This is a genomic window from Pseudomonas sp. FP818 (genome assembly GCF_030687335.1).
GTDB lineage: Bacteria > Pseudomonadota > Gammaproteobacteria > Pseudomonadales > Pseudomonadaceae > Aquipseudomonas > Aquipseudomonas shahriarae.
Window position 1 is genome coordinate 5,363,473 of the sequence record NZ_CP117427.1, and the last position, 17,819, is coordinate 5,381,291.

Below are 17,819 nucleotides of genomic sequence, written 5' to 3' on the forward strand. Positions count from 1 at the left end.
ACAACTTTTGTGACACATAGGGTCTGCTTGTGACCAATTGGTATTTTACAGTCACGCCAACAGTTACAAGGCGAACAATTCGGCGGGCAAACTCATCAGGCAATCACTGCCCGCCTCCACCGCCGCACGATGGGCACTGGTGCGCGGCAACAGGCGCTTGAAATAAAACTCACAGGTCACCAGCTTGCCCCGGGCGTAATCCCCATCGCCACTGCCCGCATCCAATTGCGCCTGGGCCACCAGAGCCATGCGCAACCACAGGTAGGCATGGATGATGTAACCGCTGTACATCAAATAATCCAGGGCGGCGGCGCCGACTTCATCAGGGTTTTTCATCGCGGCCATGCCGACCTTGGAGGTCAACTCGCCCCATTGCTGGTTCAGCTCGTTGAGCTGTGCAACCTGGGCCTTGAGTTGCGGGTGCTCGGCATTCGCCGCACAGAACTTATGCACAATCTTGGTAAAGCCGCGCAGCAACTTGCCCTGGCTGCCCAGCACCTTGCGCCCCAGCAAATCCAGGGCCTGGATGCCATTGGTGCCTTCATAGATCGGCGCGATGCGACAATCGCGCACCAACTGTTCCATGCCCCACTCGCGGATAAAACCGTGGCCGCCGAACACCTGCATGCCGTGGTTGGTCACTTCCAGGCCGGTCTCGGTCATAAAGGCTTTGCAGATCGGGGTGAGGAACGCCAGCAAATCCTCGGCTTCCTGGCGTTGCTGCGGGTCGTCGCTCAGGTGTGCGGTGTCCAGCAGTTGCGCGGTGAAGTACGTCAGGGCGCGGTTGCCTTCATTGAAGGCTTTCATGGTCAGCAACATGCGCCGCACATCAGGATGCACGATGATCGGGTCCGCCGGTTTGTCCGGGGCCTTGGCGCCGGTCAGGGCGCGCATCTGCAGGCGGTCGTTGGCGTACTTGATCGCGCCCTGGAAGCTCGCTTCACCCAGGCACAGCCCCTGCATGCCGGTGCCCAGGCGCGCGTGGTTCATCATGGTGAACATGCAATTGAGGCCTTTATTGGCCTCGCCGATCAGGTAGCCCTCGGCACCATCGAAATTCAGCACGCAGGTGGCCGAAGCCTTGATCCCCATCTTGTGCTCGATGGAGCCGCAACTGACGCCATTGCGCGCCCCGCTATCGGCGAGGAACTTGGGCACGATAAACAGCGAAATACCCTTGGTGCCAGCAGGCGCATCCGGCAACTTGGCCAACACCAGGTGGATGATGTTTTCACTCATGTCGTGCTCGCCGGCCGAGATGAAGATCTTGCTGCCGGTCACCGCGTAGCTGCCATTGGCCTGGGGCACGGCGCGGGTCTTGATGATGCCAAGGTCAGTGCCGCAGTGGGCTTCGGTCAGGCACATGGTGCCCGTCCACTGGCCGGCGGTGAGCTTGGTCAGGTAGGTGTCTTTCTGCTCTTGAGTGCCATGGGCGTGGATCGCCGACATGGCGCCGTGGGTCAGGCCGGGGTACATGCCCCAGGAGGTGTTGCTGGAGCCGATCATCTCGCTGAGCACCAAGCCCAGGGAAGACGGCAAGCCCTGCCCGCCGTAGGCCGGATCCGCCGCCAGGCCGTGCCAGCCGCCTTCGACGTATTGCGCGAACGCTTCCTTGAAACCTTTGGGTGTGGTCACCACGCCATTGTCGAAATGGCAGCCCTCTTCGTCCCCCGGACGGTTCAACGGCGCCAGCACGTTCTCGCAGAACCTCGCGCCTTCTTCGAGGATTGCGCTGACCATGTCCGGGCTGGCCTCGGTGGCGCCCAAAGCAGCGTAGTGAGCGGGGAAATCAAACACGTGATCAATCAGAAAGCGCATATCGCGCAGGGGAGCTTTATAGGCAGGCATGGTGATGTCTCCGGCGGCAGATGACTCAAACCTACTGCCGCCAGGAGCCCCGGACAATCACTGTACAGACGCTGAATACACCACCATCACTCAACCGGCAGCGCCCTGCATGCGCACCGCGCCACGGCGGTTCTGGCCGGCCGCCACCACACAGTTGCGCCCGGCGCCCTTGGCGTTGTACAGCGCCTGGTCGGCGGACTTGAGCACTTCTTCGGGGGTGCGCTGCTCGGCCTGGCGCTCGGCGACGCCGATGCTCACGGTCACCGACACACTATTCGCCCCCGTGCCCGAACGGCGCTGGCGCCCCTGGTGATCGTCCTGGGGGCGGCTGTCGGGGTTACGCAACTTGATGTGGTAGTTGGCAATGATCTCGCGGATTTCTTCCAGGTGCGGCAGGCATTCATCCAGGGTCTTGCCGGCAAACACCACAGCAAACTCTTCGCCGCCATACCGATAGGCCCGGCCGCCGCCGCTGACTTTCGACAGTTTGCTGGCGACCAGCCGCAGCACCTGGTCACCGACGTCGTGGCCATGGGTGTCGTTGAATCGCTTGAAGTGGTCGACGTCGCTCATCGCCAGCACATAGTTGCGCCCCAGGCGCTGCATACGCTCGTTGAGGGCGCGGCGTCCGGGCAGGCCGGTGAGTTCATCGCGAAAGGCCATCTGATAGGCCTCGTGGGACACACCTGCAGCAATCATCAACATCACCTGGCTGCACATGATGTTCAGGGTGAACGGCAGGATAAAGGTCTGCGGCAACATCCAGAACATCCCCAGCAATCCCACCAGCTGTGCCGCATGCAACGGCCGCGGTTCGCGCCAGTACTGGGCCGCCAGTGCGACAAAGCCCAGCAGGAACATCGGGTACGACAGTTGGATCAAGCTCATCCACGCGCCATGCAATGCCGGCCAGCGAATTTCCGCCAGCCAGTTGAGCAACGGCCCTGGGTAACTCTGCTCCAGGCCCAGGGCCACGCTGCCTACGGCGAGCAGCACCGCGCAGCGTGCGACAAAGTCGCGGAACAGGTGGGTTTTCTCCTGCCACAGGGCATAAATGCTGAACAGCATCGGCAACAGCAGGCACACCAGATGGAACACCACGGCGGCGTCTTCGCGCACACGGCCATGGTCGCGGTAGAAATCGGTCTGGGTGTCCAGCAGGAAGTAGGCGACATACACCGTCACCATCAAGAACAGCTCACGCTGGCGACGGTACACCGTGCAATAGGCCCCTCCGAGCAACAGTACCAAGGTCGGCAGGACATTGAACAACGAGGTGAAGAAGACGTTGAGGTCCTTGACGTAAGCAGCCGACAACCCCGCCAGCAATAACAGCAACGACGGTAGGAAATGACTGAAACGTACAGCAGACGCGCGCGACAAGGGTAAAGCTCCGACCCATAAAAAAGATGGCATAGTGCCTTCACTGAACACAGTTAAGCACACTCAATGTGACCCGTATCACATTGCCACCACTGTAACGGCAGCCAGGCGCAATCCCTGAGCGCGCTACTCAGGTTTTTTCATGCGCCCACAAAAAAGCCGCCGCTCTTTCGGGAGCGGCGGCTTGGCAGGGAACCCGCCGGGGCTTAGTAGCCCAGGTCGAAGTTCTCTTCTTTCATGTCCATCAGGTTGTTGGCGCCCGACAGCATGGTGGCTACGTGGGTGCGGGTGCGCGGCAGGATGCGCTGGAAGTAGAAGCGCGCAGTCTGCAGCTTGGCGGTGTAGAAGCCTTCTTCGCTGGTGCCGGCAGCCAGTTTTTCAGCAGCCAGGCGCGCCATCTCGGCCCAGAAGTACGCCAGGCAGGCATAACCGGAGTACATCAGGTAGTCCACGGACGCGGCACCGACTTCTTCACGGTCCTTCATGGCAGCCATGCCGACCTTCATGGTCAACTCGCCCCATTCCTTGTTCAGGGCAGCCAACGGTGCGACAAACTCGCTGACCGCTGCGTTGCCTTCGTTGGCCTGGCAGAACTTGTGCACGATCTTGGTGAAGCCCTTGAGCGCTTCGCCCTGGGTCATCAGCACTTTACGGCCGAGCAGGTCCAGGGCCTGGATGCCCGTGGTGCCTTCGTACAGCATCGAAATGCGGCTGTCGCGAACGTTCTGCTCCATGCCCCACTCGGCGATGAAACCGTGGCCGCCGTAGATCTGTACGCCGTGGTTGGCGGACTCAAAACCGACTTCGGTCATGAACGCCTTGGCGATCGGGGTCATGAACGCCAGCAGGCCATCTGCCTGTTTCTTGGCTTCGTCGTCGGTGCCGTACTTGACGATATCCACTTGCTTGGCGGTGAAGTACACCATCGCACGGTTGCCTTCGGCGAAGGCTTTCATGGTCAGCAGCATGCGGCGCACATCAGGGTGCACGATGATCGGGTCAGCGGCCTTGTCCGGCGCTTTCGGGCCAGTCAGGGAGCGCATCTGCAGACGGTCACGCGCATATTTCAAGCCACCCTGGAAACCGATCTCGGCGTGGGCCAGGCCTTGCAGTGCGGTACCCAGACGAGCGGTGTTCATAAAGGTGAACATGCAGTTCAGGCCTTTGTTCGCCGGGCCGATCAGGTAGCCGGTGGCCGCGTCGAAGTTCATTACGCAGGTGGCGTTGCCATGGATGCCCATCTTGTGTTCCAGGGAACCACAGGACACCGCGTTGCGCTCACCCACCGAACCATCGGCGTTGGGCAGGAACTTAGGCACGATAAACAGCGAAATGCCTTTGGTGCCAGCCGGAGCATCCGGCAGGCGGGCCAGTACGATGTGGACGATGTTATCGGCCATGTCGTGTTCACCGGCCGAGATGAAGATCTTGGTCCCGGAGACTTTGTAGGAACCGTCGGCCTGAGGCTCGGCCTTGGTGCGCAGCATGCCCAGGTCGGTGCCACAGTGCGGTTCGGTCAGGCACATGGTGCCGGTCCACTCGCCCGAGACCAGTTTGGTCAGGTAGGCATCCTGCTGCTCGGGGGTACCGTGCTCGGAAATGGTGTTCATCGCGCCATGGGACAGGCCTGGGTACATGCCCCACGACCAGTTGGCTTCACCGACCATCTCGCTGACGGCCAGGCCCAGGGATTCCGGCAGGCCTTGGCCGCCGTGCGCGACGTCGTGGGCCAAGCTCGGCCAGCCGCCTTCGACGAATTGCTTGTAGGCTTCTTTGAAACCAGTAGGGGTTTTAACGCCTGACTCGCTCCAGGTGCACCCTTCGATGTCACCGACGCGGTTCAACGGGGCCAGCACTTGCTCGCAAAACTTGGCGCCTTCTTCGAGAATGGCGTCAACCATGTCTGGGGTAGCGTCCTGGCAAGCCGGCAGACTCTGATAGTGCGCTTCGTAGCCGAGCAGTTCGTCACGAACGAAGCGAATATCACGCAAGGGGGCCTTGTAGTCAGGCATAGCGATAAACCTCTGCTGATGAATCCTGGAATGAACAACCGCGTGGATTTGTTGTAGCGGTCAAACAGTTGTTTGAAACATACGTTTACGCCCAATCCTTGTCAAGCGCCCAGCGGATGCCGTTTGTCATGACGTAGGTCAACGCCAGGCGCGACGAGGCCTGCAGCGTGATGCCGCACAGCGTTTCAACGATGGGAAGATGGGAGAATCAGGCGTTTGTGGCGAACGGGCTTGCCCGCGTCGGGCTGCGCAGCGCCCCAGAAAGGCACTGGCGGTGTATCAGATGAATTGCATTGCTGGTGTGGGGCTGCTACGCAGCCCGACGCGGGCAAGCCCGCTCGCCACAGGAAAAGCACCCGCCATATGGCGAGGGGGGATCAAGCGTAGGTGTCGATCAACGTGCCGAGCATTTCGTCGGAAGCCTTGGCGACTTTCGCGCCCAGCTCCACCTGAAACTTGCCTTCGGCCAGTTCCACCATATTGCTCGCCGAGTCGGTCGGCTGGCCGCGATTGACCGCCTGCAAGCGATCATTCTGGGCATCCGAAGGCTGGCCGGTGGCGGCACTGGCAATTTTGCCGGCGGCCTGGTCGACGCGGTTCTGCCCGGCCTGAATAGTGCTCAGGCCTGAATAAAACGCACTGCTTCCAGAGATTTCCATGGCGAACCTGCCTTGCAATAAATCGTGAACCCTTATTGAAGCAGACAATCTGGCAAAAGGCCCGTCAATAACACTAATGGCATAATGCCTTATCGCTAGGAAAAACTAATCAAGCAAGTCCAGTTGCAGGTACCCGGCCACTGCTTCGGCCGTGGGCTGCTTGAGCCTTGGCACTCGGCCCAGGCAGGGCGCCGGCAGGCGTTCGGCCAAGGTGGCGAGGTTTTCTTCCAGACGGGAGGTCTTCGGGTCGATGATATTGGCCACCCACCCCGCCAGCGGTAAACCGTCCCGGGCGATGGCTTCGGCGCTCAACAACGCATGATTGATGCAGCCCAGACGCACGCCCACCACCAGGATCACCGGCAGCCCCAAGGCCTTGGCCAGGTCGGACAGGTTGTGCTGATCGGCCAGCGGCACGCGCCAGCCGCCTGCGCCTTCGATCAAGGTGAAGTCCGCGTGTTTATCGAGGATGTGCCGCATTGGTTTGAGCAGCGCTTGCACGGTCAACGCCACACCGGCTTCACGGGCCGCCAGGTGCGGCGCGATGGCGGGCTCGAAGGCCAGTGGATTGACCTCGGCATAAGCCAGCGGCAACGAGCACTCGGCCAGCAAGGCCAGGGCATCGGCGTTGCGCAAGCCACGGGAGGTCACTTCGCAGCCCGAGGCCACCGGCTTGCCGGCGGCCGTGCTCTTGCCCGCTTGCCGTGCGGCATGCAGCAGGCCTGCGGCGACGGTGGTCTTGCCGACATCGGTGTCCGTGCCGGTGATGAAATAGGCGGCGCTCATAATGGTTTCTCCAATACGGCGTACACGACTTGATAGGTTGCCGGCAGCCCCTGGGCCTGGCGAAACTGCTCGTAGGCCTGCACCAGTGCAACAACCCGTGCCCGGCCCGTCAAGCCACCGGGGCGCCCCGGGTTCAGATTGTGCGCGCCCAATGCTTTCAATTCGTGGGTCAGGCTGCGCACATCCGGGTAATGCAACACATGGGCACGTTGCTCCAGGCTGACCACACGCAAGCCACTGTCCGCACACAGCTGTTGATAAGTACTGAACGGGCGGAAGCGATTGACGTGCACCATCCCATCCGCCGCCCGCCAGCTTTCGCGCAGTTCGCCCAGGGTGCCGACGCACAGGCTGGCAAACGCCAGCACACCGCCAGGCTGCAGCACGCGCCGGGCTTCACTGAGCACCGCGGCAAAATCGGCACACCACTGCACTGCCAGGCTGGAGAAGATCAACTCGCAGCTTGCATCCTGTAACGGCAAGCGCTCGGCATCCCCGGCAATAAAGTACTCAGCACCGCCCAATGGCCGGGCGTGATTAAGCATGCCTTCGGCGATATCCAGCGCCAGGCCCTGGCCCTCGGGGAATACACTGTTTAATGCGCGGCTGAAATACCCGGTGCCGCACCCCAGGTCCAACCAGTGCTGGGGAAGCAAGGCTGGCGGCAGACGGGACAGCAGTTCGCCGCCCACATCACGCTGCAACGCAGCCACGCTGTCATAACTGGCCGCAGCCCTGGAAAACGACGCCGCGACCTGGCGCTTGTCGGGCAAGGCGCCCGGCAGTGGAGGATGGGACAAATCAGTCATCACCGCACTCATGCAAAAAGGCCTGGATCGCCCCCGCCACTCCGTGGGGGTTGTCCAGTAGGAAAGCGTGGCCGGCCTGTTCAATCAGACCGACTTCGACATCTGGCAGCAACTTCAACAACTCAATAGCCGCCTCACAGGGCACCAACTCATCCAGGCCGGCAAACAGATGCAACTGCGGGCCACGAAAGGCCTGCAAGGCCTCGCGAGTATCCAGTTGCGCGAGCAGTTCAAGGCCGGTCATCAGCACACTGGAGGGGGTAGCCGGCGCGCTGCTGACCAGCAAGCGCGCAATGCCCCGTGGGTCTTGCGTGCCCTTCGCGCACAGCAGGCCGAAACGTTTGAGGGTGACTTGCGTGTCGGCATGGCAACCGGCCAGGAACCCATCGAAAGTCTGCGCCTGCATCGCGCTGGGCCAGCCCTCATGCGCCACAAAACATGGGTTGCTGGCCAAAGTCAGCAGGCCGCAGCAGCGCTCGCCACGCCGTGCCGCCAACTCAGAGGCGAGCATCCCGCCCAACGACCAGCCGCCCAGCCAGGCGTTATCGGGCAAGGTGGCGTCGAGTTCGTCGAGCCATTCGTCAAGGTCGCTGCCCGCCAGCGCCGGCAACGGCTCGATATCTACCCGCAGGTGCTCGTCCAAACCGCGCAAGGCGGCGGCCAAAGGCTCCAGCGGCGAGACACCCAGGCCCCAGCCGGGGAGCAATATCAGTCGATCACGCATGGTCGGACTCCCGGCCTGACAAACGCAAACACGTGTCCAATGCGTCTAACAATAGTCGTACCTGCGCCTCGCTGTGGGCGGCGGTCAAGGTCACGCGCAAGCGCGCGCTGCCGGCCGGCACCGTGGGCGGGCGGATGGCCGTGACCATGATCCCGCGTTCGCGCAGCATCTGAGACAGGCGCATCGCCCGGGCACTGTCGCCAATCATGATTGGCTGGATCGGCGTGAAGCTGTCCATCAGCTCCAGGCCGATCTGCTCGGCGCCCTGGCGGAACTGGCGGATCAGCGTGCGCAGATGCTCGCGTCGCCACTGCTCGCTGCGCAGCAGCTCCAGACTTTTCAGGGTCGCGCAGGCCAGCGCCGGCGGTTGGCTGGTGGTGTAGATGTATGGGCGGGCGAACTGGATCAGGCTTTCGATCAGTTCCTCACTGCCAGCCACAAACGCCCCGGCGGTGCCGAAGGCCTTGCCCAGGGTGCCGACCAACACCGGCACATCCTCCTGGCTCAGGCCGAAATGCTCGACAATCCCGCCCCCCGTGGCGCCCAACGGGCCGAAGCCATGGGCGTCATCCACCATCAGCCAGGCGCCCTTGGCCCGGGTTTCGCGGGCCAGCGCCGGCAGGTCCGCCAGGTCGCCGTCCATGCTGAACACACCGTCGGTGACCACCAGGGTATTGCCGCTGGCTTTTTCCAGGCGCTTGGCCAGGCTGAGCGCATCGTTGTGCAGATAGCGATTGAATCGTGCCCCGGAGAGCAAACCCGCATCCAGCAGGGACGCGTGGTTGAGGCGGTCTTCGAGCACCGTATCGCCCTGCCCCACCAATGCGGTGACGGTGCCGAGGTTGGCCATATACCCGATGGTGAACAGCAAGGCACGCGGGCGCCCGGTGAACTCGGCCAGGGCCTCCTCCAACTCATGATGCGGGGTGCTATGGCCGACCACCAGGTGCGAAGCCCCCCCGCCGACGCCCCAGCGGGAAGCCCCGGCCTGCCAGGCTTCGATAACTTGCGGATGATTGGCCAGGCCCAGGTAGTCGTTATTGCAAAAGGCCAATAGCGGCTTGCCGTCTACCACCACCTGCGGCCCCTGGGGGCTTTGCAGCAGTGGGCGCTGGCGATAGAGATGGTCTGTACGGCGGGCAGCGAGGCGCGCGGCGAGATCGAAAGACATGCTGGCCTCGGTAGATCAGGTTGAACTCGCCCCACTGTAGGAGCTGGCTTGCCAGCGCCCACATTTGGATTGCATTCCAACAGGGAGATGGGGGTCAGACGGCGGCGTTGTAGAACTGCTCGCTGCTTTTCTGCTCGACCAACGCCTGCTCAATCGCCGCCTGGTGCACTTCATCGGCATGCTCTTCGCGGGCTTCCGGCAGGATGCCCAGGCGCGAGAACAGTTGCATGTCCTTGTCCGCCTGCGGGTTGGCGGTGGTCAGCAATTTGTCACCGTAAAAAATCGAGTTGGCACCGGCAAAGAACGCCAGGGCCTGCATCTGCTCATTCATTGCCTCGCGGCCGGCGGACAGGCGCACGTGGGATTTCGGCATCAGGATGCGCGCCACGGCGAGCATGCGGATAAAGTCGAACGGGTCGATATCCTCGGCATTTTCCAGGGGCGTACCGGCCACCTTGACCAGCATGTTGATCGGCACCGACTCCGGATGCTCCGGCAGGTTGGCCAGTTGGATCAGCAGGTTGGCGCGATCGTCCAGGGATTCGCCCATGCCGAGGATGCCGCCCGAGCAGATCTTCATCCCCGAATCACGCACATACGCCAGGGTTTGCAGGCGCTCGCTGTAGGTGCGGGTGGTGATGATCGAGCCGTAGAACTCCGGCGAGGTGTCCAGGTTGTGGTTGTAGTAGTCGAGGCCGGCCTGGGCCAGGGCCTCGGTCTGGTCCTGGTCGAGACGGCCTAGGGTCATGCAGGTTTCCAGGCCCATGGCCTTCACCCCTTTGACCATCTGCAACACATAAGGCATGTCTTTGGCCGACGGGTGCTTCCAGGCCGCGCCCATGCAGAAACGGGTCGAACCGATGGCCTTGGCGCGTGCAGCCTCTTCGAGGACTTTCTGCACTTCCATCAGTTTTTCTTTTTCCAGGCCGGTGTTGTAGTGGCCCGACTGCGGACAATATTTGCAATCTTCCGGGCAGGCACCGGTTTTGATCGACAGCAACGTCGACACCTGCACCCGATTGGCATCGAAATGCGCGCGGTGCACGGTCTGCGCCTGGAACAACAAGTCATTGAACGGCTGGACGAACAGGGCTTTGACTTCGGCCAAAGACCAGTCGTGACGCAGAGTGGCAGTGAGGCTGGCGCTCATGGGCGATTCCTTGTTTATGCTTGGGCAAGCGCTATGGGCAGGGCAATACCCACAGGCACGACACGGATGCTCGGCATATTTAAGGAAGATTCATGCACTGTCAACCCAGGCACAAACACGAAGTTTACATCTGGTCAAAAAGCAACCAAACCTGCTTGATCTGTGATGAAGCCACCGACTCGCCTTCAACGGTGTGCAACGCCTGCGAACTCGATCTGCCGTGGCTGACGGACGGCTGCCGCGTGTGCGCCCTGCCGCTGCCGATGAGCGGGCTGATATGCGGCGAATGCCAGCGCTCACCGCCGGCGTTCCATCAGGTGACCGCACCTTGGACCTACAGCTTCCCGGTGGACAGCCTGATCAGCCGCTTCAAGCATCAGGGCAAATGGCCTCTGGGCCATCTGTTGGCCAATCTATTGGGGCAATGTCTGCAAGACGGCTTCGACAACGCCGAACTGACCCGCCCCGACCGCCTGCTTCCCGTACCGATGGCCGCCAAACGCCTGCGCCAGCGCGGCTATAACCAAGCCGCCATGCTCGCCCGCTGGCTAAGCCAAGACCTCGACCTGGCCTTGGATGAACACATGCTGTTGCGCCCTCAAGACACCATCGCCCAGCAACAATTGGCTGCCAAACAACGCCAGCGCAACTTACTCAAGGCGTTTGCCCTGGCCCCCGACGCACAGGTGCGCGGCCAGCACCTGGCGCTGGTGGACGATGTGCTGACCACCGGCGCCACCGCCCACAGCCTGGCCCGCCTGCTGCTGCACGCCGGCGCGCGCCAGGTCGACGTGTACTGCCTGGCGCGCACGCCCAAGCCCGGCACATGACTTGACTCTGGCGCCGCCTGCCCGCAACGTCCGGTGCATTCCAAATCAGTGTGCAGCCGTTCGCCATGCCTTTACCGTCGCTGTTGAGCCAACATATTGTCCGTCGCCCGCAACGCATCGCCTTGCTGCAACACATCGCCGAACAGGGCTCCATCACCCGGGCGGCGAAAAGCGCGGGTTTGAGTTACAAGGCCGCGTGGGACGCCATTGATGAACTGAACAACCTGGCGCAAAAACCGCTGGTCGAACGTAGCGTCGGCGGCAAGGGCGGCGGCGGTGCGCGACTCTCGGCAGAGGGCGAGCGGGTGTTGCGCCTGTATCAGCGCCTGCAAACCCTGCAAGCCCAGGTGCTGGAGGCCGCCGAAGACGCCAGCGACTTCAATCTGCTGGGCCGCCTGATGCTGCGCACCAGTGCGCGTAACCAATTGCATGGCCAGGTGATCGCCATGGATAGCCATGGTCGCAATGACCGGGTGCGCCTGGAGCTGGCTGGCGGCTTGACCCTCGATGCACAGATCACCCACGACAGCACGCTGCGCCTGGAGCTGGAAATCGGCACTGAAGTGGTGGCATTGATCAAGGCCGGTTGGCTGGAGCTGATCGCTGCCGACCAGGCGCCGGTGCCTGGGTTTAACTGCTTTGGCGGCCAGGTCGAGGCGGTTCTTGATGCAGAGGATGGTCCCAGTGAGGTGCGCATTGCCTTGCCCAATGGCCTGGTGCTGTGTGCGCTGGCGGCGCCCGAGCAGCTCAAGGCGCTGGGGGCGGATGAAGGCACGCGGGTTCAGGTGCAGTTTGCGCCGAGCAATGTGCTGTTGGGTACGCCGGTTTAGGTGATCTTTAGGGCCTCATCGCGGGCAAGCCCGCTCCCACATTTGAGCGGTGTACACAGAAACATTGTGTGGGCTTGCCTGCGATAGCAATGGCACACGCGCCACCTATCCAAGGCCCGGTGCGATACCATACCCGGCCGGACGCGGCGACCTGCTGCGCGCAGGAGTTCGCATGGCCCACCCGTTTGAAACATTGACCCCCGATCTGGTTCTCGATGCTGTCGAAAGCATCGGTTTCCTCAGCGATGCTCGCGTATTGGCGCTCAACAGCTACGAAAATCGCGTCTATCAGGTCGGCATCGAAGACTCCGAGCCATTGATCGCCAAGTTCTATCGCCCCCAGCGCTGGACCAACGAGGCGATCCTCGAAGAACACCGCTTTACTTTCGAACTGGCCGAGTGCGAAGTCCCGGTCGTCGCCCCGATGATCCATAACGGTGAAAGCCTGTTCGAACACGCGGGCTTTCGTTTCACCCTGTTCCCCCGTCGTGGTGGCCGGGCGCCGGAGCCGGGCAATCTCGATCAGCTGTACCGCCTCGGGCAGTTGCTCGGGCGCTTGCATGCGGTCGGCGCCACCCGCCCTTTCGAGCACCGCGAAGCCCTGGGCGTGAAGAACTTCGGTCACGACTCCCTGAACACCCTGCTTGAAGGCAATTTCATCCCCAAGAGCCTGTTGCCTGCCTACGAATCCGTGGCCCGTGACCTGCTCAAGCGTGTGGAGGATGTGTACAGCGCCACGCCGCACAAGAACATCCGCATGCATGGCGACTGCCACCCCGGCAACATGATGTGCCGCGACGAGATGTTCCATATCGTCGACCTCGACGACTGTCGCATGGGCCCGGCGGTGCAGGATTTGTGGATGATGCTTGCTGGTGATCGCCAGGAATGCCTGGGGCAGTTGTCGGAGCTGATGGATGGCTACCAGGAATTCCACGACTTCGATCCCCGCGAACTGGCGCTGATCGAGCCGCTACGTGCCCTGCGCCTGATGCACTACAGCGCGTGGCTGGCACGGCGCTGGGATGACCCGGCATTTCCGCACAGCTTCCCGTGGTTTGGCAGCGAGCGGTATTGGGGCGACCAGGTGCTGGCGCTGCGCGAGCAATTGTCGGCGCTCAACGAAGAGCCCCTGAAACTGTTCTGACACTGGCCTCGCTGTGGCGAGGGGCTTGTGCCCTCGCCACAAAAAGTCAGCACGCATTTCCTGACAAACATCCTTACAATTGCGGCATTGTTAGCTGCCTAAGCAAGGATTCTGCATGCAAGCCGCCAACCCGCGTCGCGGGTACATTCTGGGCCTGAGTGCCTACGTCATCTGGGGCCTGTTCCCGCTCTACTTCAAAGCCATCGCCAGCGTCCCGGCGGCCGAAATCATCGTCCACCGCGTACTGTGGTCGGCGCTGTTCGGCGGTTTGCTGTTGCTGGTGTGGAAACACCCCGGCTGGTGGCGCGAACTGCGGGACAACCCCAAGCGCCTGGCGATCCTGGCGTTGAGCGGCTCATTGATCGCGGGCAACTGGCTGACCTATGTGTGGTCGGTCAACAGCGGGCGCATGCTGGAGGCCAGCCTGGGTTACTACATCAACCCGCTGGTCAACGTACTACTGGGCATGCTGCTCCTCGGCGAACGCCTGCGGCGCTTGCAGTGGGTGGCCGTCGGGCTGGCCGCCGTGGGCGTTGCGCAACAGGTGTGGCAGGTCGGCAGCTTGCCGTGGGTGTCGCTGGTGCTGGCGCTGACCTTTGGTTTCTATGGTTTGATCCGCAAGCAAGCGCCGGTCAAGGCGCTACCCGGGTTGGTGGTGGAAACCTGGATGCTGGTGCCGATTGCCCTGGCGTGGCTGCTGCTCAACCCCACAGCCCATAGCGCCAACCTGGCATTCTGGAGTACTTCCGAGGCCTGGTGGCTGGTGGCCGCAGGCCCGGTGACATTGATTCCCCTGGTCTGCTTCAACGCTGCGGCACGGCATCTGCCCTACACCACCCTGGGCTTTTTGCAGTACCTGGCGCCGACCCTGGTGCTGCTGCAAGCGGTGCTGTTGTTCGACGAACACATGAGCCCCGCCAGCCTGGTGGCGTTCGTGTTTATCTGGGCCGGGCTGGCGGTGTATAGCGTTGATGCATGGCTGAGCCTGCGCAAACGCTGATCAAATAACGTACAAAACCCTGTAGACCACGGCCGGCGTGGCTTACAGGGTTTCACCCCAAGGTTATCCACAACCTGATCCCCGGCGTTTGTGCACAAGCCGTTGAAATTGCTCGTTTTTTGCTCAATACACTACACGCCGCGGCCGGCGTGGCCTGGCGCCGGGTCTCTACAGCTTATCCACAGGCCCATGCAAGATTTAGATGAACAACCCTGTGGACGGTTATTCCTCGCTGCGCAGTTGCAGTTCCACCATCAAATCATCGGCCAGGGTTTCCAGGGCGGCTTGCAGCGTGTCCAGTGCCAGGCTGGACGGCACCGCCAACGCGGCCTCGGCGTGAAACAACGGGTCACTGCTCATGGGCGCCGGACGCACGTCGGTGCTCAGGCGTTCCAGGTTGACCCCTTGCTTGCTCAACAGCGCGGTGATCTCGCGCACGATCCCCGGCCGGTCATTGCCCACCAGGGTCATCAGGATCGGTTTGCTCGCCGAGGCTTGCGCGCCGCTGCTCTCGCCCACCAGCACGCGGATGCCATGGGTGGACAGGTCCTCCAGGGCGCTGACCAACTCACTGCGGTTTTCCATCGGCACACTGACCCGCAGGATCCCGGCAAATTGCCCGGCCATATGGGCCATGCGACTTTCCAGCCAGTTGCCGCCGCGCTCGGCAATGCAGTGGGCAACACGTTCGACCACGCCGGGTTTGTCGGCGGCGATCACGGTGAGTACGAGATGGTCCATGGCAACAGCCCTCTTGTTGTGGATTAGCCAGTATAGGCAGATACGGGTATCGGTTGGCTCATGTGGCAGTTGGCTTGCCGGCGATGCGGGTGCTGCGGTGTAGAGGCCATCGCAGGCAAGCCAGCTCCTACATTGATCGCATGGCGGTGAGGAAAAACAAATCGTGTACCATTTTTATATTTATCTGGAACAATCCATTGGTTTTTTGAGAACATCCCATACCCCGCTGTGACCGTACAACCAAAGTGGGTCGCTAAACGACGTATTTAGTCTAATTTTCACAACCGCAACTCATCATGTAGTATGCCTCGGCGCGCACTACATAACGTTAGGTCGATGTCTGCCCAGGCGCCGTCGTAACCCCGAACACCCCGTCAGCAAGCCTTGCGCCGTTGATTGGAACCACCCAGCCGCCGTGATGGCATGTACTGGTGCCGGGTTTGTGGTTTAAATGGCCAGAGGCTTCATTGGTAAATTGAAAAGCTGAAAAGCGAATTAGCTCCGCAGAGTGAGGCAAGCAATGACTGAACACGTTCAAGTCGGTGGCCTGCAGGTCGCCAAAGTCCTGTTCGACTTCGTGAACAACGAAGCCATTCCCGGTACCGGCCTGACCGCCGACCAGTTCTGGGCCGGTGCCGACAAGGTCATCCACGACCTGGCACCGAAGAACAAAGCCCTACTCGCCAAACGCGACGATTTCCAAGCGCGAATCGATACCTGGCACCAGACCCATGCCGGCCAGGCCCACGACGCGGTGGCCTACAAAGCCTTCCTGCAAGATATCGGCTACCTGCTGCCAGAAGCGGCGGATTTCCAGGCGACCACCCAAAACGTCGATGACGAAATCGCCCGCATGGCCGGCCCGCAGCTGGTGGTGCCGGTGATGAATGCGCGGTTCGCCCTCAACGCCTCCAACGCGCGCTGGGGCTCGCTGTACGACGCACTGTATGGCACTGACGCCATCAGCGAAGCCAACGGCGCCGAGAAAGGCCAGGGCTACAACAAGGTGCGTGGCGACAAAGTCATCGCCTTCGCCCGTGCCTTCCTCGACGAAGCCGCACCACTGACCGCCGGCAGCCACGTTGACTCCACCGGCTACAAGATCGTCGACGGCAAGCTGGTGGTCAGCCTCAAGGGCGGCAGCAACAGCGGCCTGCGCAGCGACGCCCAGTTGATCGGCTACCAGGGCGACGCCGCCCAGCCCATCGCACTCTTGTTGAAGCACAACGGCCTGCATTTCGAAATCCAGGTTGACCCCAGCACCCCGGTCGGCCAGACCGACGCCGCCGGCGTCAAAGACATCCTGATGGAAGCCGCGCTGACCACCATCATGGACTGCGAAGACTCCGTTGCCGCCGTCGATGCCGATGACAAAGTGGTGATCTACCGCAACTGGCTCGGCCTGATGAAGGGCGACCTGGCCGAAGAAGTGGCCAAGGGCGGCAAAACCTTCACCCGCACCATGAACGCCGACCGCACCTACACCGGTGTCGATGGTAATGCCGTGACCTTGCATGGTCGCTCGCTGTTGTTCGTGCGTAACGTTGGCCACCTGATGACCATCGACGCGATCCTCGACGCCCAGGGCAATGAAGTGCCCGAAGGCATCCTCGATGGCTTGATCACCAGCCTGGCGGCGATCCACAGCCTCAATGGCAACAACAGCCGCAAGAACAGCCGCACAGGCTCCGTGTACATCGTTAAACCGAAAATGCACGGCCCGGAAGAAGCGGCGTTCACCAACGAGCTGTTCGGCCGCATCGAAGACGTACTGAACCTGCCGCGCAACACCCTCAAGGTCGGGATCATGGACGAGGAACGCCGTACCACGGTCAACCTCAAGGCCTGCATCAAGGCGGCCAGCGAGCGCGTGGTGTTTATCAACACCGGCTTCCTCGACCGTACCGGCGACGAAATCCACACCTCCATGGAAGCGGGCGCGATGGTGCGCAAAGCTGCCATGAAGGCCGAAAAATGGATCGGCGCCTACGAGAACTGGAACGTCGATATCGGCCTGAGCACCGGCCTGCAAGGCCGTGCGCAGATCGGTAAAGGCATGTGGGCCATGCCCGACCTGATGGCGGCCATGCTCGAGCAGAAAATCGCGCACCCGCTGGCCGGTGCCAACACCGCTTGGGTGCCGTCGCCGACCGCCGCAGCATTGCACGCGCTGCATTACCACAAGGTCGATGTATTCGCCCGCCAGGCTGAACTGGCCAAGCGCGAACGCGCGTCGGTGGACGACATCCTGACCATCCCCCTGGCGCAGAATACCGACTGGTCCGAGGAAGAAATCCGCAACGAACTGGACAACAACGCCCAGGGCATCCTCGGCTATGTGGTGCGCTGGATCGACCAGGGCGTGGGTTGCTCGAAAGTACCAGACATCAACGATGTGGGCCTGATGGAAGACCGCGCCACCCTGCGTATTTCCAGCCAGCACATTGCCAACTGGCTGCGCCATGGCGTGGTCAGCGAAGCCCAGGTCATGGAAAGCCTCAAGCGCATGGCGCCGGTGGTGGATCGGCAGAATGCCGGTGATGCGCTGTACCGCCCGCTGGCACCGGATTTCGACAGCAATATCGCGTTCCAGGCCGCGGTGGAGTTGGTGATTGAAGGGACCAAGCAGCCCAATGGTTATACCGAGCCGGTGTTGCATCGTCGGCGTAGGGAGTTCAAGGCCAAGAATGGTTTGTAACTGGTCATTGAAATGAAAAAGCCCCGGTCCT

General features: G+C 61.8%; 15 protein-coding genes. 5 read left to right on the top strand and 10 right to left on the bottom strand.

What is annotated here, in order from left to right; translation table 11 throughout:
• Positions 1 to 63: 63 nt before the first annotated feature.
• The 9 genes from PSH80_RS24505 to bioB all read right to left on the bottom strand — a co-directional run bounded on the left by PSH80_RS24505 (position 64) and on the right by bioB (position 10,542).
• Positions 64 to 1,848: an acyl-CoA dehydrogenase C-terminal domain-containing protein gene (locus tag PSH80_RS24505; RefSeq protein ID WP_198800068.1), complete on the bottom strand. Its 1,785-nt coding sequence runs from the start codon at positions 1,846 to 1,848 to the stop codon at positions 64 to 66.
• A gap of 90 nt (positions 1,849 to 1,938) precedes the next feature.
• A complete protein-coding gene (locus PSH80_RS24510) occupies positions 1,939 to 3,231 on the bottom strand; it encodes a diguanylate cyclase (protein WP_057960809.1) in 1,293 nt (430 codons plus the stop codon).
• 206 nt (positions 3,232 to 3,437) lie between these two features.
• The gene (locus PSH80_RS24515) at positions 3,438 to 5,243 is read right to left on the bottom strand and encodes a phenylacyl-CoA dehydrogenase (RefSeq protein WP_057440295.1); all 1,806 of its coding nucleotides are present in this window, start codon (positions 5,241 to 5,243) and stop codon (positions 3,438 to 3,440) included.
• Between the two features lie 377 nt (positions 5,244 to 5,620).
• Positions 5,621 to 5,902: a hypothetical protein gene (locus PSH80_RS24520; protein WP_057960810.1), complete on the bottom strand. Its 282-nt coding sequence runs from the start codon at positions 5,900 to 5,902 to the stop codon at positions 5,621 to 5,623.
• Positions 5,903 to 6,007: 105 nt separating this feature from the next.
• A complete protein-coding gene (gene bioD / locus PSH80_RS24525) occupies positions 6,008 to 6,688 on the bottom strand; it encodes a dethiobiotin synthase (protein ID WP_057440293.1) in 681 nt (226 codons plus the stop codon).
• Positions 6,685 to 7,497: a malonyl-ACP O-methyltransferase BioC gene (bioC, locus tag PSH80_RS24530; RefSeq protein WP_115129148.1), complete on the bottom strand. Its 813-nt coding sequence runs from the start codon at positions 7,495 to 7,497 to the stop codon at positions 6,685 to 6,687. Before bioC ends, bioD begins: the two co-directional genes overlap by 4 nt.
• The gene (locus PSH80_RS24535) at positions 7,490 to 8,221 is read right to left on the bottom strand and encodes an alpha/beta fold hydrolase (protein WP_305418599.1); all 732 of its coding nucleotides are present in this window, start codon (positions 8,219 to 8,221) and stop codon (positions 7,490 to 7,492) included. Before PSH80_RS24535 ends, bioC begins: the two co-directional genes overlap by 8 nt.
• Positions 8,214 to 9,392 carry an 8-amino-7-oxononanoate synthase gene (gene bioF / locus PSH80_RS24540; protein WP_305418600.1) on the bottom strand — a complete coding sequence of 393 codons (1,179 nt, stop codon included), beginning with the start codon at positions 9,390 to 9,392 and terminating at the stop codon, positions 8,214 to 8,216. Before bioF ends, PSH80_RS24535 begins: the two co-directional genes overlap by 8 nt.
• Positions 9,393 to 9,486: 94 nt before the next feature.
• On the bottom strand, positions 9,487 to 10,542 hold the full coding sequence (gene bioB, locus PSH80_RS24545) for a biotin synthase BioB (protein WP_057440290.1): 1,056 nt from the start codon (positions 10,540 to 10,542) through the stop codon (positions 9,487 to 9,489).
• Positions 10,543 to 10,634: 92 nt separating this feature from the next.
• Here bioB and PSH80_RS24550 point away from each other — a divergent pair, with 92 nt between their 5' ends.
• From PSH80_RS24550 to rarD, 4 genes are all read left to right on the top strand, one after another.
• The gene (locus PSH80_RS24550; RefSeq protein ID WP_273871906.1) at positions 10,635 to 11,372 is read left to right on the top strand and encodes a ComF family protein; all 738 of its coding nucleotides are present in this window, start codon (positions 10,635 to 10,637) and stop codon (positions 11,370 to 11,372) included.
• 65 nt (positions 11,373 to 11,437) lie between these two features.
• Positions 11,438 to 12,202, top strand: a complete 765-nt coding sequence (locus PSH80_RS24555; RefSeq protein WP_169960137.1) for a TOBE domain-containing protein — start codon at positions 11,438 to 11,440, stop codon at positions 12,200 to 12,202.
• 172 nt (positions 12,203 to 12,374) lie between these two features.
• On the top strand, positions 12,375 to 13,349 hold the full coding sequence (locus PSH80_RS24560; RefSeq protein ID WP_032858595.1) for a serine/threonine protein kinase: 975 nt from the start codon (positions 12,375 to 12,377) through the stop codon (positions 13,347 to 13,349).
• A 115-nt stretch (positions 13,350 to 13,464) separates the two neighbouring features.
• Positions 13,465 to 14,349: an EamA family transporter RarD gene (rarD, locus tag PSH80_RS24565; RefSeq protein WP_057960816.1), complete on the top strand. Its 885-nt coding sequence runs from the start codon at positions 13,465 to 13,467 to the stop codon at positions 14,347 to 14,349.
• Between the two features lie 222 nt (positions 14,350 to 14,571).
• On the opposite strand, the gene PSH80_RS24570 is transcribed toward rarD, so the two are convergent.
• Positions 14,572 to 15,090: a glycine cleavage system protein R gene (locus tag PSH80_RS24570; protein WP_057440288.1), complete on the bottom strand. Its 519-nt coding sequence runs from the start codon at positions 15,088 to 15,090 to the stop codon at positions 14,572 to 14,574.
• Between the two features lie 520 nt (positions 15,091 to 15,610).
• Here PSH80_RS24570 and PSH80_RS24575 point away from each other — a divergent pair.
• Positions 15,611 to 17,788 carry a malate synthase G gene (locus PSH80_RS24575; protein WP_057960817.1) on the top strand — a complete coding sequence of 726 codons (2,178 nt, stop codon included), beginning with the start codon at positions 15,611 to 15,613 and terminating at the stop codon, positions 17,786 to 17,788.
• Positions 17,789 to 17,819 lie beyond the last annotated feature (31 nt).

Coding starts and splice junctions, on each gene's coding strand:
- bioD (WP_057440293.1), bottom strand. CDS start 6,688: ATGAGCGCCGCCTATTTCATCACCGGCACGGACACCGATGTCGGCAAG.
- PSH80_RS24555 (WP_169960137.1), top strand. CDS start 11,438: ATGCCTTTACCGTCGCTGTTGAGCCAACATATTGTCCGTCGCCCGCAA.
- PSH80_RS24520 (WP_057960810.1), bottom strand. CDS start 5,902: ATGGAAATCTCTGGAAGCAGTGCGTTTTATTCAGGCCTGAGCACTATT.
- PSH80_RS24560 (WP_032858595.1), top strand. CDS start 12,375: ATGGCCCACCCGTTTGAAACATTGACCCCCGATCTGGTTCTCGATGCT.
- PSH80_RS24505 (WP_198800068.1), bottom strand. CDS start 1,848: ATGCCTGCCTATAAAGCTCCCCTGCGCGATATGCGCTTTCTGATTGAT.
- PSH80_RS24550 (WP_273871906.1), top strand. CDS start 10,635: ATGCACTGTCAACCCAGGCACAAACACGAAGTTTACATCTGGTCAAAA.
- PSH80_RS24575 (WP_057960817.1), top strand. CDS start 15,611: ATGACTGAACACGTTCAAGTCGGTGGCCTGCAGGTCGCCAAAGTCCTG.
- bioF (WP_305418600.1), bottom strand. CDS start 9,392: ATGTCTTTCGATCTCGCCGCGCGCCTCGCTGCCCGCCGTACAGACCAT.
- bioC (WP_115129148.1), bottom strand. CDS start 7,497: ATGACTGATTTGTCCCATCCTCCACTGCCGGGCGCCTTGCCCGACAAG.
- PSH80_RS24570 (WP_057440288.1), bottom strand. CDS start 15,090: ATGGACCATCTCGTACTCACCGTGATCGCCGCCGACAAACCCGGCGTG.
- rarD (WP_057960816.1), top strand. CDS start 13,465: ATGCAAGCCGCCAACCCGCGTCGCGGGTACATTCTGGGCCTGAGTGCC.
- bioB (WP_057440290.1), bottom strand. CDS start 10,542: ATGAGCGCCAGCCTCACTGCCACTCTGCGTCACGACTGGTCTTTGGCC.
- PSH80_RS24535 (WP_305418599.1), bottom strand. CDS start 8,221: ATGCGTGATCGACTGATATTGCTCCCCGGCTGGGGCCTGGGTGTCTCG.
- PSH80_RS24515 (WP_057440295.1), bottom strand. CDS start 5,243: ATGCCTGACTACAAGGCCCCCTTGCGTGATATTCGCTTCGTTCGTGAC.